The following is a 13155-nucleotide window of genomic DNA, read 5'->3' as shown; positions in this document are numbered from 1 at the left end:
AAATCAAACCATTTCCATTCTATTTGAACTGGAACCAAGTTAAATTTGCAACTGTGCTTGAATCTGACTTAACAAAAGTAACATATACCGTATGGGTTCCTACAGCTGTCCCGGCATTAAGCGGGATATTCTTGACTGACCATTTCTGCCATCCGCCTGTGCTTTCTGCCGTCCAATAACCCAGCATAGTGCCTGTAGGACTGTCCAAGTGGAATTCGATCCTTCCGCCGGAATTAGCGGATGCAACCTTCAAATCAATACTTGTTTTAGCTGTACTGCCAAAGTCTACATTTTTAAATGCGATATAGTCGCCATTACTCCCTCCGCCAACATCCAGCCCGCCATCAGTGCTTGCCTCATAGTGTATAACACCTGAGCTAAGGTTATAGCCTTCCGCTTCAAATTTCAAGGTGTTGAATTTGGGAGCTGCAGCATAGCTGTTCGTATCTGTTATTTTCAATTCTGCCAATGTAGTTGCCGGAACTCCACCGACGCGAACATTGTTGATTGTAACTCCGGAGACAGTAGATGTGTCACTCCAACCCTTCATTATGGAAACTTCACCTAAAGCGCGTAAATTGATATTATTATAGACCACATTTTTGATCGGACCGCTTTTTGCAGAAAGATCAAACCACCTGGAGTGAACACCGGATCTTGGCCAGAAGCCTTCTACATCTATATTGTCAAATATGATGTTTTGTGCTGCTGGAGTCCCATAAAGATGACCTACCGCTAAAGCGCGCCAGCATCTGTATACATAAGAGTTTTTAACAACTATACCATCCTGAAGCTGCTTCACTCCATCTCCAACCTTGAATGCTCCACATCTGCTCCAAGCCAAAGCATCATCCACAACTACATTTGACTGTTTTTCAGGACTTCCCGGCCAGTTTGCAGCTATATCCGTAGTTGCTACATCCCATGTCTTAAATGAGTAGGTGTCATCCTCCGATACGGCTACCGTGTGCTTTATGAGTACATTCTGGCTCTCTTGAATGTCTATTGCATCATTTTCATAATCAAGTTCATTGTTGTTGAAGTGCTTGGTATTCTGGAAGGTTACGTTATTAGATCTTGTAACGATTGTAGCCCAGCCACCGCTGTCTCTTATGGTTATGCCGTCAACCGTGAAGTTGCTGCACTGCAAGGGTACAAGAATATTGTTCAAATAATTGTTTGTATTTCTCATATAATGGCCATTGCCGTCAATAGTCCCCCTGCCGTATATCTTAATATTGTTTGCATTGGTTTCGGTATAAATAAACCATGTTCCATCCTTATTCAGAGAATTCTTATGGAAATGAGTAGTGTAATCGCTTGGATTTCCTGAACCCCTTATAACAGAACCACCCTCCAGATAAACCGAAACATTGCTTTTTAGAACAAGGTTTCCGCTCTTGTAAACTCCGGCTGGAACGTATACGATACCGCCACCTGCTGCGTTAGCCGCATTGATGGCGTTTTGTATGGCAGTTGTAGCCAAAGTGGCACCGGTACTGTCGGCACCGTACCCGGTTTTAACATTGTATATCCCTGTACCGGATGAAGCCGGAACATTGGTTTCAAGAGCATCTGCCGCAATAACCAGATCTTTCAAGTTATTGATCTTAACGATAAGATAGGTTGGTGATGAAAGTGTAAAGGTAAGGGTATTTCCGCTCTTTGTTGCAGGGATTCCAAAAGCTTTGGGAGAAATATTATAGGTATTGATTGGCTCGCTTGCTGTTATTGTGATGGTAGTCGTACCTGAAAAAGAGAAATTACAATAATTATAGTTTACAAATACCTCCGAAGTGTCGATTACCGGTATATTGGTAGAGTCTGCTGTTACCGTGTATTGACTGGTCGTGGTATAGATCGACGGTAACGGATAGCTTACAACTGTACCCGCCGCGCTTGCTGTCAAAGGAACGATCGCTAAAATACTGACGAGCATACAAACAATCAAACTTAATAACCTTAACTTTTTTAGCATAAATAAACACCTCTTTCATATTTTTATAAAATACTCTGTCATCAGTTACTCCGCATTTCCGCCCTCAGCCTGCTTCCAAACTTATCTCTGCTCCGGCTCCAGACAGAGCCTTAGCAGATCGTCCACATGGGCCGTTGCCAGACATTCCACCGTATCCGCAGAACCGTAATAAATCTTGACCTCGCCGTCATCCTCCAGAATCATCCCTCCCGGAAAAATCACATAATTGCGAAAGCCCCCGGCAATCTCATAGTCTGTCTCCGGTGCCAGCAGCGGCTGCCTGCTCATGCCGATCACCTTGCGGGGGTCCTCCAGATCCAGCAGCATAATTCCGGCGGTATAGCGCTTCTTCCAGGTGTCCTCCCAACCGTGCTTGCCTCTGGCCGGGTCCACATCCACCGCATGGAAGGTGGTCAGCCAGCCCTTATCCGTCCGGACCGGAGGTGCGGCTGGGCCGACCTTGTCATTGGCAAACGGCACCTGCTCAACGGCGAGCAGTAGGCTGGAGTTGCCCCAATGCGCAAGGTCCGGCGACTCGGAGATCCAGGCATCGAAGCGGTCCCGTCCGCCGCGGCTGTATACCGTGAAGGGACGCTCCAGTCGGACATACTTGCCGCCGATCAACTCGGGAAACAGTACCATATTGCGAAGGTCCGGTGTAGACAGGCTGAGCACCTCGAAATGTTCCAGATCATCGGTAACGGCAATTCCGCCGCGGATGCCATGGTGCGTATCCACGGCAAAACACATATAACAACGGTCGCCGATCACGGTCAGGCGCGGGTCGTAGGCGCGGATAATTTCCTCGTCATGCATTTTGAACACTGGCTTCGGGCCGGCGGTCCAGCTCAGCCCGTCGTCACTGTAAGCAATGCCGAGATCCGTGGTGTGGTGCGGCTCAAGCGTCTGATCGACCAGTGAGCCGTAATCATTACGGAAGATCATCACATACTTGCCGTTAAATTTCGTTACACCGGCATTGAATACCAGTGCGGTGGGGTAAGGAACCTTCGTTGCATCCAGCACCGGATTGCCCGGATACCGCCGGATGAACGGGGCAGATTGCAGAATTGCCGGAGCATGTTGAGTCATGGGGTGTACCTCCTTGAATGTTAAATATGGAATATGGGTTGCGCAGGGCCGGACCGCTACCCTTTGAGGGAACCGGCCGTCATCTGCATGAAGGATTTGTTGGCGAACAGATAGGCCACGAGAATCGGCAGAATGGACAAGCAGGCGCCCGCCATCATATAGTGGGTCTGAGCAGCGGCCGAAATCCCGTATTTCAGGTTCGCCAGCCCGACGGTCAGCGTCTGCAGCTCCGGCTTCGTCATCGTGAACACGAGCGGCAGCAGATATTCATTCCACGCGCCGCGGAAGGTGAACAGGGCACCTACGCCAAGTCCGGGTCCAAGCAGCGGCAGAATGATCCGCCAGAAGGTCCGGCCGGGAGAGCTGCCGTCCATCAGCGCCGCCTCGTCCAGCTCGCGGGGAATCCCCTTCATGAAGCTGGAGAGAATGAAGAAGATCGAAGCATGGGCGGAGATCAGAATCAATATAACGCCCCACAGGCTGCTGTGCAGATGAAGCTTAACCATCAGATCGAACTGCGGACGCAGCACGACCGCCCCTACAGCCACGAACATGGTGAAGGATTGCAGTCCGATATACAATTTTTTGCCGGCAAAATCCATCCGGTCCACCACATAAGCTGCCATGGATGATACCAGCAGCGTGCCGACCACCGCCGCCAGGGAGACAATCAGGCTGTTCAGGGTATACCTGGAGAAATTGGCCTGCGCCCAGGCTTCGGCATAGTTCGAGAAGTGCCAGCTCGCCGGCAGAAAGGTCGCTCCCGCAGTAAGCTCAGCATTCGTCTTGAAGGAGCCCAGGATGGTGATAACGACCGGAATCAGCGTAATAAAAGCAACAGCCAGTAAAAAAATCCACAGGATGATATTGCCCAGTATGGTTCTTAGTCTCATAATAGCCTCTCTCCTCAATCGGTCTGATTCATGCGTCTGGATGCGTAGAAATAAATGAGTGATATCATCCCTACAATGACCGCAGACACAAAGGCGACCGCACTGCCGTATCCGAACTCCTGGACCTGAACCGCCGCGCTGCTCCCGCCGACAGGGAAAAATAATTTGTACAAATACAGGAACATGACCTCCGTTTTGCCTACAGGACCGCCTTCAGTCAGTACCATGATGCTCTCGTAGCCCTTCAGGGCTGTAATGATCGCCAGCATAATAACCATCTGCATGACAGGCCCGAGCATCGGCAGGGTGACATAGCGGAACTGCTGAATTTTCCCTGCCCCGTCCAGGGAAGACGCCTCATACACATCCTCCGGAATATTCTGCAGACCGGCGAGGAAGAGCAGCATATAATTGCCAACCGCCCCCCAGGCCGCAACCAGAATGACGGTGAGCATGGCATATTTCGGCCCCAGCCAGTCCACACCGGAATCGGAGAGGCCCAGGCGGATCAGAAACTGGTTGAGAATCCCGTTATACGAGTTAAAAATCGTGAAGAAGACTACAGCCATTACGGCGGTACTGATGACGGTCGGCATGAAGAAAATCCCCCGCAGCAGCTGTCTGCCCCGCAGCCCCCGGTTCAATATGACTGCCAGCAGCAGGGCCAGCGGAATGGTGATCAGCAGCTTGCCGCCAGCATAGACAAATGTATTCACCACCGAATCCCAGAACTGGGTGTCCTTCAGAATGCGGCTGAAATTGGCCAGACCGGTAAACCGCGCCGTTCCGAACCCTTTGTAATCATAGAACATATAGCGGAACGCCCAGGCAATCGGGTAAATCCCGAGAACCAACGTGAGCAAGGCGCTTGGAAAGATAAAACTGTATGAAAATAAGGCATGTTTCGTTTTGTTCATCTGGTTTCTTCCGGCTCCTTTCCTTTACGACCAGAGCAGAGGGATGAGGGAGTTGCTCCCTCATCCCCCGCTATCCCGGCCTATATCTCTATCCCTAACCTTCTGTCTACTTGGCGAACTTGCCGCCCAGAGCGGCGGGATCAAAGCCGGTATCCGGCTCAGCCTTTATGCCGTCATTCGTAATCACACTGTCCAGTGCAGCGTTATAGCGTTTGTTCAGATCAGCGATAACCGCCTTCAGGTCGCCGCCGTTCAGCATATATTTGAAGAAGGCGTCATCCGATTTCATTCCTTCCGGTGCTACAGACGGATAGATCGGCCACACCCCATCGTGCTTGTTCGGCAGGAAGCCTTCAATGCCGTTCACATCCGGTGTCTTGGCTGCTGCACTAATGGATGGAACCATGGAGATGCCGAAGCCTTTTTCCTGATAATCCGTCAGCACCTGATCGCCGTACATGAACTCCATGAACTTCCAGGCTGCTTCTTTATGCTCTGATTTCGAGCTCAGCGCCAGCCATTGGCCCCCGAGGAAGCCGGAAGCCCCCTTCACGATGCCGTCGATGGTAGGAACCGGAGCAGCCGCCCAGTCAATCTTGGCCGGGAACTGATTCTTGTAGACGCCAGGCTCTGAGGAGTAGGACATATACATTCCGATCTTGCCTTCCGCAAACTGCGCCCGCAGCGGATCAATATCCAGCGATTCTACACCCGGCAGCATGCTGCCGTCGTCCCTGATCTGCTTAAAGGCATTGATGATCGGCTCGAAGCCGCTGAAGTCGTAGCGGGCCGTCTTGAAATCATACCCGAAGCCGCCATAGCCGCTCATCTCCGCAACCACCCGTGCCGAACGTGCGAACGCACTGCCGGGGCTCTTGAAGTTAAGGGCGAAGCCGTAAGCGCCGTCCGCTTTGCCGGCTTCTGTCAATTTCTTGGCTGTATCCACCAGCTCCTGCAGGGTAGTCGGCGGATGTTCAATGCCCGCTTTGGCGAACAGATCCTTGTTGTACACCAGACGCATGGTCGTTCCATAGTTCGGCAGACTGTAACGCTTGCCGTCGAATTCATTCAGATCCGGCATGGCCGGGAATTTCGCCTTCAGCTCATCGTTCAGGAACTCGTCAATCGGAGCGAGAAAGCCTTTTTTGTAGAAGGTCTGGATGGTATTCTCCTTCACCCGGATCACATCCGGTGCATCGGAGGTCTGGAAGGACAGATCGAGCGCAGTATCGAAGTCGTCGCCCTTGACGACCAGCTCCACCTCAATCCCGTCGGGATTGGCCCTGTTGAACTCGGCTACCTTCTCCTTCACGAAATCCGCATCGTGGCGGTCGCCTGTCCAATAGCTGATTTTAGTTTTTTCCCCCGAACCGCCAGTCGCCCCTTCTCCCTTGCCTTCAGCTGCATTGCCGCCGCCACTGTTACCGTTGCCGCAGGCTGCCAAGCCAAGTGCCAGGACCAGGCTCAGAGATGTCATTAGCATACGCTTCATCATTGGTAGTGCCCCCTTAAATATCCCTTCTGTATTCGCTTACAATCTGATTATAGTTCGATAGGCGCATCCAGATAAGGCGGGTAAGCCCACATTAAGGGCAGATATCTGCAGGAGTTGTATACAGGCAAGGGAGGTAATCTCCGCCCTGCGGAAATCCCTCCCCTGTTGATTCCTATTCTTTTCCAAGATAATGCAATTTGAATTCGGACGGGGTCATGCCGGTATATTTCTTGAACACCTCGCTGAAATAACGTCTGTGCTCATACCCGAGATCCTGGGCGATCTCCTGAACCTGCCGGCCGCTGATCAGCATCGCCTTGGCCTTCTCCATCTTCTCATGCATCACATACAGCTGAAACGAAATTCCCTGCACCTTCTTGAACAGATTGGAGAAATACCCCTGGCTAAGGTTAATCTGCTTCGCCATCTGCTCCAGTGACAGCCCCGTGTCCAGATGACTATGGATATATTCGACGGCCTGACGGATAATCCGCGTGGACTCCAGGGAACGGGCCTCCGTAACCAATGCACAGGCCTCCCGGCATAGCCAGGACAGCAGGTCCCGGATATCTTGAAGCGAAGGATGCACCTGGTTCTTCATGGCGGCAATTCTGAGCTCCAGCGGCTCCACCTGCCCGTAAGGGAACTGCTCCAGCAGGACCCGGCAGATCCTGGAGCTCAGCTCATAGCCGACACTTTCAACATAACGCGGCTCAGGCAAAAGCCCACTGTCCAGCAGCTCCGCGAATAGCTGGTCCAGCACCTGCAGGCTTTTGGCGGAATTGCCGGAACGCAGGGCGAACAGCAGCTCCTGCTCGGCGGCGGCGGAATAGCTGTGAAGCGTGAGAGGTTTATTCTCGATATTGCTGTAATGATATACCCCGTTGCCCCCGGTATAGAAATGATACCCCAGCGCGCTAAGCGCCTGCCTGTACGCCGTGCCCAGCTCCTGAATCGCCGCTGTGCCCAGGCCCACGCCAATAGAAATGGTATGACGCGAGAAGCGGCTTACATTCATGCAGCAGGCCTCCGTAATCAGCGCGGCGGTCTCCGGGTCTGAGCCGTTCATGATACAGACGTACCGGTCTGTCGCCTCCCGGATAATAACGCCGCGGGTCCAGGCGGAAATCGTCTCTTCGAGAATATTGTGCAGGCTGAATCTTAGCAGCTCGACCTCCTGCACAGGCTGGCCGCTCAGCTTCTCCGCGAAATGATCGATCTCGGCGACAAACACGAAGAAATCATGCTGGTCCAGCGGGATATCGAGATAGGCCCAGCGGGAACGGGCATCGGCTTCTGTCGTCTGATGGTGCAGCAGGAAGGTGAGATATTCCTGGCGGAGGATAGGCAGACTTTCCCTGATTCTCGCCTCCATTACAGCAAGTCTGGCGGTCTCCTGACGCTCCTCCCGGCACAGCTCCCTGGCCTTCAGCACTGCATTCACAATCTCCTCCAGGGAAAAGGGCTTCTTCACGAAATCAAGCGCCCCCAGCCGGATGGCTTCCTGGGCATAAGAGAACTCCGAGTAGGCACTGAGGATAATAATCTTGCAGTCCGGCAGCACCTCCAGAATCGCCCGGGTCATCTCCAGGCCGTCCATTCTTGGCATCCGGATATCCGTCAGCACAATGTCCGGCCGGGTCTCGCGGATGATCTGCAGGCCCGCTTCACCGTTAAGCGCCGTACCTGTGACCTCAATACCGTGCTCCTGCCACGGCGGCTTGCGCGAGACCATCTCCACCACACTTTTGATATCGTCGATTACACATAATTTGAACCTTTCCGGCTCCAGCTTTTGGTCCATCCTTCAACTCTCCTCCTCTGCGGGAATCCACAGATCCGTCCGCGATCCCTTACCTGGTTCGCCGCCAACGTCCATACGGGCTTCGTCCCCGTAATACAGAGCCAGCCGGTGCCTGATGTTGAACAGGGCATAACCTTTCCTCGACTGCGGAGCCCTGACCAGCCCCTGCTTGACCTGTTCAGCATCAAGCCCCCGTCCGTTGTCGGTAATGCAAATATGCAGCAGCCCCTGCTCCCGGCTGAACGTGATGTCTATCCTGCCTCCTATGGTCCGGTCGCTGAATCCATGCTTAATGCTGTTCTCCACCACCGGCTGCAGAATAATCTTCGGCAGCAGACAGGACAGCAGGGCCTCGTCCTCTACCGTCACCTTGTATTCAAACAGTCCTTCATAGCATTTCTGCTGAATGGCGAAATACTGCCGCATGTGGGACAGCTCATCCGCCAGGGGAATCAGATCCTTGCCGCCGCTGAGCCCAATCTGGAACATCTGCGACAACGACAGGATCATCTCATTCACATCGTCATTTTCGCCCATGACCGATTTGCAATAAATGGTATTCAACGTATTGTACAGAAAGTGCGGCTCCATCTGCGCCGTAAGGGCACGGATCTCTGCATGGCGCTTGTCCTTCTCCTTCGCCTTCACATCTGCGATCAGCGTATTAATCTCCGACATCATCCGGTTGAACTGAAAGCCGACCTGGGCAATCTCGTCCTCATAACGGCTCTCATACACCACACTGAGCTGGTTCTCCTCGACTCTGCGCATCAGCCGCCGCAGCTTGAACAGGGGCTTTAACAGTACAGATGTTAGCTTATTGGAAATCAGCCAGGTCGCCAGCAGGAAAACAACGATGACATAGATGGTGATGCGCTGCACCCGCTGCAGCTTGCCCAGCAGCTGGTCCCGCGACTGCATGCCGGAGATGATCCAGTCGGGTGATACCGCTGAGCTTGCATAATTCACCAGATACTCCTTGCCGCCATAGCTGTAGTAATGATCCTGCGGATCGGCCGCTTTCCCGGCTTCGGCAAGCACTGGCTTCCAAGGGAACCTGCCCCGGAACGGCCAGCGGGACTCCACCACCGCTTCTCCTTCCCCGTTCACCAGATAATAATTTCTCCCTGCTTGTTCTCCTCCTTTATTCAGCAGCTCATCTATCCGGCTCTCCCTGATATTGACCACAATAAATACATTGTTGATCGGCGTGTAAGGGTATTCATAAATTCCCCGGACTATGAAGGAGACCACCCGCTGGCTGCCCGTGAATAACCGGTCATAATGTCCTTTGGCCCAGTAGCCGCCCGGCTGCTCCTTGCTCAGATCATATAATTCCGAGCCGTAGAACGAGTTGTCCTGCGCCCGGATCTGCGTAGTGGAATAGAAATCGCCAATCGGGGTAACGATCAGCACATTCTCAATGATCGGCTGATTGAACGTTGCCTGCGAGAGTACATACTGCAGATCGGACAGATGTACATAATAATTAGAGACCTCATGGCTCAGCACATCCACCATCATCTTGCGGTACGCATCGCTCAGCATCAGGGACTGCACGGACAGCGCTACATCATTCAGGCGGGAATCCAGAAGCTGTGCCGTTTTGCTTACAGTCTCCCGGCTGCCGGCGTAGGCATTGTCCTCGATCTCCTGCGCAGCAATCCAATACGAGAAGCTGCCCATTGCACCGATGGACAGCGTGATCAGCACGATGAACGAGAACAGAATCCTCTGTTTGATGGATATCCGGTAATACCTGCGGGCGATCTGCCGTCCGAGCTGCCGGCCATAGGCTGTGAATGTATTCATAGTTCCCCCTTCTTGAGCATGTATCTCCCTACGATTGTCAGTTCTTGTCACTTGTACAATACGGCTGCTCCGGCCCGGCGTCAAGACGGGGCATGATTATTTAACGGATTCCGTCCCTTATTATCAATAGGCAGCGGGCCCTCCGTATAACATGGTGCGCATTCACTAATCATGGCTCAGGTTGACGGGAAGCTGCGCGATTGAGTCATTATGCTTGTGAAAGTCAGTCCATTCCGTTTGATGCCTTTCTGCGGCAAATGTTGAACGATCCAACAGTAGCAGAGCTCACTGATTTTGTTGCCTCATACATAAAAAATAATACAATTAGCCAAACTGACGGTTTCAAGAGCGATTCTATGAAGCATGAAATAGAGATGGGGGGGGGAACGTTGAACGAAGTCCTGCCCCAACTGAATACTGGCAGCAACGCAGCGTTCACTTATTATGGCGGCGGGGAATCTGGTCCGCTTCATGTGGTATTCCATGTATAGGTCTGGGAACAATAAACTGCTTCCATTTGCTGCTTCGACATCTGGATGAACAAGGGCTGGGACCCGTTGTCCGGTCTATGGTGTGAAGAAAGGGAGAATCATGACAATTCTCCCTCGATGACGCGTTTGATCATATGATCGTCAATGATGCGATGTTTGTTCTGCGAGCCGTAGATGAGGCTGTTCGTGCAGACCTTGTTGGTCAGGTGCGCGGCGCCGCTGGAGAAGCGGAACACATCGTCGATCGCCGCCTCTGTAAACACGTCGTGCTCGGCACCGACGTAGCTCATGTGCCGGGCGATGTACGCGCCGGTCTGCGCCCGGTCGAAATGAGCCAGCTTGCATTGCAGATCGATTCGCTGGCGAATCACCCGTAGGCTTGCAGCCCAAGGCGGTCCCACAGCTCGCTTTGCCCAACCAGGATAAGCGCCATGGTGCTCTGGGCATCCATCTTGAAGTTGAGCAGGAAGCGGACTTCTTCAAGCATCTCGCGATCCAGCAGATGCGCTTCGTCGACGACGACAACGGACTGCAGCCGGTGAATGCCGCGCATGAGTTCGATCTCCCGATGCTGTTGGCGCTTGGCGTCGCCGCGGTAGAACTTCGATTCGCAGCCCAGTTGTTCGAGCAGGTCCTTGTAGAAGTGCCGCGGCGTAAGCTTGGAGTCCGACAGGTACAGCACCTTGTATGTCGCCGGTTCGAAAACCTCGGTAAACCTGCGAATCGTCGTCTTGCCGGTTCCGCAGTCGCCGGTGACGACGGCAAACCACTGCCGCTGGGCGGCGTACGAGAGGCGGCCAAGCGTCTCCTCGAGGATGACAGACTCATAGAGTTCGCCGGTCGGCATGTCCCAGGAGAACGGCGCACGGCTGAGGCCGTAGAACAACTCAAACATGACCGTCGAAATCATCGACCACATAGATGGGATGCGCCTGTTTAGCGACGTCCTCAAAATTCAATGCGTTTTTTCTCCGTGCCATTTCGATACTCTCCTCGAATTATATTCGTCGAGGTTGCGCAAGTCGCTACGTATTTATTATTAAAATGAAAAACGCCGACCGGACACTTGTCCAATCAGCGTATAAATCACCGTTAATTCTGCGTATGTATGGTACCGGCGAGAGGACTCGAACCTCCACGGTTTCCCACTCGATTTTGAGTCGAGCGCGTCTGCCATTCCGCCACGCCGGCTTATAAAATACTGGAGGCGCCACCCAGACTCGAACTGGGGATAAAGCTTTTGCAGAGCTGTGCCTTACCACTTGGCTATGGCGCCATATATAAAATGGAGCGGACGACGGGAATCGAACCCGCGACCCTCGCCTTGGCAAGGCGATGCTCTACCGCTGAGCCACGTCCGCTTAATGGCTGGGGATATAGGATTCGAACCTATGGATGACGGAGTCAAAGTCCGTTGCCTTACCGCTTGGCTAATCCCCAACGTATATTATTAGAAAAGAAAAAAATGGGGCGATCGATGGGACTTGAACCCACGAATGCCGGAGCCACAATCCGGTGCGTTAACCCCTTCGCCACGACCGCCATAAAGAAGTATTCAGTTGAATCTGGCAGGGGCAGCAGGAATTGAACCCACACCAAAGGTTTTGGAGACCTTTGTTCTACCTTTAAACTATGCCCCTAAAAACTGGTGGAGGCTGATGGATTCGAACCACCGAACTCGTACGAGAACAGATTTACAGTCTGCTGCGTTTGGCCACTTCGCTAAGCCTCCATGTGGTGCCGTCGAGAGGACTTGAACCCCCAACCTACTGATTACAAGTCAGTTGCTCTACCAATTGAGCTACAACGGCGTACTACATTCATTCAGTTGTTAAATGGTGGCTCGGGACGGAATCGAACCGCCGACACGAGGATTTTCAGTCCTCTGCTCTACCGACTGAGCTACCGAGCCTTGCATTTAGGATAAAAATGGCGGAGCCGACGGGATTCGAACCCGCGGTCTCCTGCGTGACAGGCAGGCATGTTAGGCCTCTACACCACGGCTCCACACTAGTAATGCACAATTCCTTAAGGAATTAATTGCGGGGGCAGGATTTGAACCTGCGGCCTTCGGGTTATGAGCCCGACGAGCTACCGAGCTGCTCCACCCCGCGTCAGTTAAATGGTGGAGGCTGAGGGGATCGAACCCCCGACCCTCTGCTTGTAAGGCAGATGCTCTCCCAGCTGAGCTAAGCCTCCAGGGAAAGACAAATTCTATTGTAACAGATGCAAGTCTAGAAAATCAAGTGAAAATGGTGACCCGTAGGGGATTCGAACCCCTGTTACCTCCGTGAAAGGGAGGTGTCTTAACCCCTTGACCAACGGGCCTTATACATTATTAATGAAAAATTATGGCGGAGAGAGAGGGATTCGAACCCTCGAGACGCTTGTGACGCCTACACGATTTCCAATCGTGCTCCTTCGGCCAACTCGGACACCTCTCCATATGGCTCCCCGAACAGGACTCGAACCTGTGACAACTCGATTAACAGTCGAGTGCTCTACCAACTGAGCTATCAGGGAATATGTTTTCAGGTTTAATCACCTGAAAACTGGATACGAAACTGGAATCTGAATTAGATATTGGATAAGCCCTCGACCGATTAGTACCTGTCAGCTCCATACATTGCTGCACTTCCACCTCAGGCCTATCAACCTCGTCGTCTTCAAGGG

Annotated in this window: 10 protein-coding genes, 15 tRNA genes and 1 rRNA gene; 1 reads left to right on the top strand and 25 read right to left on the bottom strand. The window is 52.6% G+C overall.

The features are described 5' to 3' along the window. Window positions 1-19 precede the first annotated feature (19 nt). The 7 genes from KI362_RS18025 to KI362_RS17995 all read right to left on the bottom strand — a co-directional run bounded on the left by KI362_RS18025 (window position 20) and on the right by KI362_RS17995 (window position 9991). Window positions 20-1978: a carbohydrate-binding protein gene (locus KI362_RS18025; RefSeq protein ID WP_301629186.1), complete on the bottom strand. Its 1959-nt coding sequence runs from the start codon at window positions 1976-1978 to the stop codon at window positions 20-22. 81 nt (window positions 1979-2059) lie between these two features. Next, on the bottom strand, window positions 2060-3070 hold the full coding sequence (locus KI362_RS18020) for a glycoside hydrolase family 130 protein (protein ID WP_301629185.1): 1011 nt from the start codon (window positions 3068-3070) through the stop codon (window positions 2060-2062). Window positions 3071-3126: 56 nt separating this feature from the next. Then, window positions 3127-3963: a carbohydrate ABC transporter permease gene (locus KI362_RS18015; RefSeq protein WP_301629184.1), complete on the bottom strand. Its 837-nt coding sequence runs from the start codon at window positions 3961-3963 to the stop codon at window positions 3127-3129. Between the two features lie 14 nt (window positions 3964-3977). Next, the gene (locus KI362_RS18010; protein ID WP_301629183.1) at window positions 3978-4880 is read right to left on the bottom strand and encodes a carbohydrate ABC transporter permease; all 903 of its coding nucleotides are present in this window, start codon (window positions 4878-4880) and stop codon (window positions 3978-3980) included. 106 nt (window positions 4881-4986) lie between these two features. Next, window positions 4987-6375: an ABC transporter substrate-binding protein gene (locus KI362_RS18005; RefSeq protein ID WP_301629182.1), complete on the bottom strand. Its 1389-nt coding sequence runs from the start codon at window positions 6373-6375 to the stop codon at window positions 4987-4989. 172 nt (window positions 6376-6547) lie between these two features. Next, a complete protein-coding gene (locus KI362_RS18000; protein ID WP_301629181.1) occupies window positions 6548-8179 on the bottom strand; it encodes a response regulator in 1632 nt (543 codons plus the stop codon). A 3-nt stretch (window positions 8180-8182) separates the two neighbouring features. After that, window positions 8183-9991 carry a cache domain-containing sensor histidine kinase gene (locus tag KI362_RS17995; protein ID WP_301629180.1) on the bottom strand — a complete coding sequence of 603 codons (1809 nt, stop codon included), beginning with the start codon at window positions 9989-9991 and terminating at the stop codon, window positions 8183-8185. A gap of 200 nt (window positions 9992-10191) precedes the next feature. Between KI362_RS17995 and KI362_RS17990 the strand changes: the two genes are divergently transcribed. After that, the gene (locus KI362_RS17990) at window positions 10192-10482 is read left to right on the top strand and encodes a hypothetical protein (protein WP_301629178.1); all 291 of its coding nucleotides are present in this window, start codon (window positions 10192-10194) and stop codon (window positions 10480-10482) included. 98 nt (window positions 10483-10580) lie between these two features. Here KI362_RS17990 and KI362_RS17985 read toward each other — a convergent pair whose 3' ends face one another. From KI362_RS17985 to KI362_RS17900, 18 genes are all read right to left on the bottom strand, one after another. Continuing rightward, window positions 10581-10853, bottom strand: a complete 273-nt coding sequence (locus KI362_RS17985) for a hypothetical protein (RefSeq protein WP_301629176.1) — start codon at window positions 10851-10853, stop codon at window positions 10581-10583. After that, window positions 10850-11392 carry an ExeA family protein gene (locus tag KI362_RS17980; RefSeq protein ID WP_301629174.1) on the bottom strand — a complete coding sequence of 181 codons (543 nt, stop codon included), beginning with the start codon at window positions 11390-11392 and terminating at the stop codon, window positions 10850-10852. The genes KI362_RS17985 and KI362_RS17980 overlap by 4 nt, the downstream gene beginning before the upstream one ends. A gap of 199 nt (window positions 11393-11591) precedes the next feature. Then, window positions 11592-11673, bottom strand: a tRNA-Leu gene (locus KI362_RS17975). An 11-nt stretch (window positions 11674-11684) separates the two neighbouring features. After that, window positions 11685-11758: transfer RNA gene (locus KI362_RS17970), tRNA-Cys, on the bottom strand. A 10-nt stretch (window positions 11759-11768) separates the two neighbouring features. Continuing rightward, window positions 11769-11843: transfer RNA gene (locus KI362_RS17965), tRNA-Gly, on the bottom strand. Window positions 11844-11847: 4 nt separating this feature from the next. Then, window positions 11848-11922 (bottom strand) — tRNA-Gln (locus KI362_RS17960). 26 nt (window positions 11923-11948) lie between these two features. Then, window positions 11949-12024, bottom strand: a tRNA-His gene (locus KI362_RS17955). Window positions 12025-12048: 24 nt separating this feature from the next. Continuing rightward, window positions 12049-12122 (bottom strand) — tRNA-Trp (locus tag KI362_RS17950). A gap of 6 nt (window positions 12123-12128) precedes the next feature. After that, a tRNA-Tyr gene (locus tag KI362_RS17945) sits at window positions 12129-12214 on the bottom strand. Window positions 12215-12217: 3 nt separating this feature from the next. Then, window positions 12218-12293: transfer RNA gene (locus KI362_RS17940), tRNA-Thr, on the bottom strand. A 25-nt stretch (window positions 12294-12318) separates the two neighbouring features. After that, a tRNA-Phe gene (locus KI362_RS17935) sits at window positions 12319-12394 on the bottom strand. An 18-nt stretch (window positions 12395-12412) separates the two neighbouring features. Continuing rightward, window positions 12413-12489: transfer RNA gene (locus tag KI362_RS17930), tRNA-Asp, on the bottom strand. Window positions 12490-12522: 33 nt separating this feature from the next. Continuing rightward, window positions 12523-12596 (bottom strand) — tRNA-Met (locus tag KI362_RS17925). Window positions 12597-12605: 9 nt separating this feature from the next. After that, window positions 12606-12681: transfer RNA gene (locus tag KI362_RS17920), tRNA-Val, on the bottom strand. 54 nt (window positions 12682-12735) lie between these two features. Continuing rightward, window positions 12736-12810, bottom strand: a tRNA-Glu gene (locus KI362_RS17915). A 24-nt stretch (window positions 12811-12834) separates the two neighbouring features. Next, a tRNA-Ser gene (locus tag KI362_RS17910) sits at window positions 12835-12926 on the bottom strand. 3 nt (window positions 12927-12929) lie between these two features. Beyond that, window positions 12930-13005: transfer RNA gene (locus KI362_RS17905), tRNA-Asn, on the bottom strand. 60 nt (window positions 13006-13065) lie between these two features. Continuing rightward, window positions 13066-13155 (bottom strand): 23S ribosomal RNA (locus KI362_RS17900); the annotation flags it as partial.

The sequence above is a fragment of the Paenibacillus apis genome (assembly GCF_018333295.1).
GTDB lineage: Bacteria > Bacillota > Bacilli > Paenibacillales > Paenibacillaceae > Fontibacillus > Fontibacillus antibioticophila.
Note: the sequence above shows the minus strand (reverse complement) of the source record. Positions and strands in the feature narration are given on the sequence as shown.

Excerpts from the sequence above, each read along its gene's own strand:
- KI362_RS18005 (WP_301629182.1), bottom strand. The coding sequence starts at position 6,375 with ATGATGAAGCGTATGCTAATGACATCTCTGAGCCTGGTCCTGGCACTT.
- KI362_RS17995 (WP_301629180.1), bottom strand. The coding sequence starts at position 9,991 with ATGAATACATTCACAGCCTATGGCCGGCAGCTCGGACGGCAGATCGCC.
- KI362_RS18020 (WP_301629185.1), bottom strand. The coding sequence starts at position 3,070 with ATGACTCAACATGCTCCGGCAATTCTGCAATCTGCCCCGTTCATCCGG.
- KI362_RS17980 (WP_301629174.1), bottom strand. The coding sequence starts at position 11,392 with ATGATTTCGACGGTCATGTTTGAGTTGTTCTACGGCCTCAGCCGTGCG.
- KI362_RS18025 (WP_301629186.1), bottom strand. The coding sequence starts at position 1,978 with ATGCTAAAAAAGTTAAGGTTATTAAGTTTGATTGTTTGTATGCTCGTC.
- KI362_RS18000 (WP_301629181.1), bottom strand. The coding sequence starts at position 8,179 with ATGGACCAAAAGCTGGAGCCGGAAAGGTTCAAATTATGTGTAATCGAC.
- KI362_RS18015 (WP_301629184.1), bottom strand. The coding sequence starts at position 3,963 with ATGAGACTAAGAACCATACTGGGCAATATCATCCTGTGGATTTTTTTA.
- KI362_RS18010 (WP_301629183.1), bottom strand. The coding sequence starts at position 4,880 with ATGAACAAAACGAAACATGCCTTATTTTCATACAGTTTTATCTTTCCA.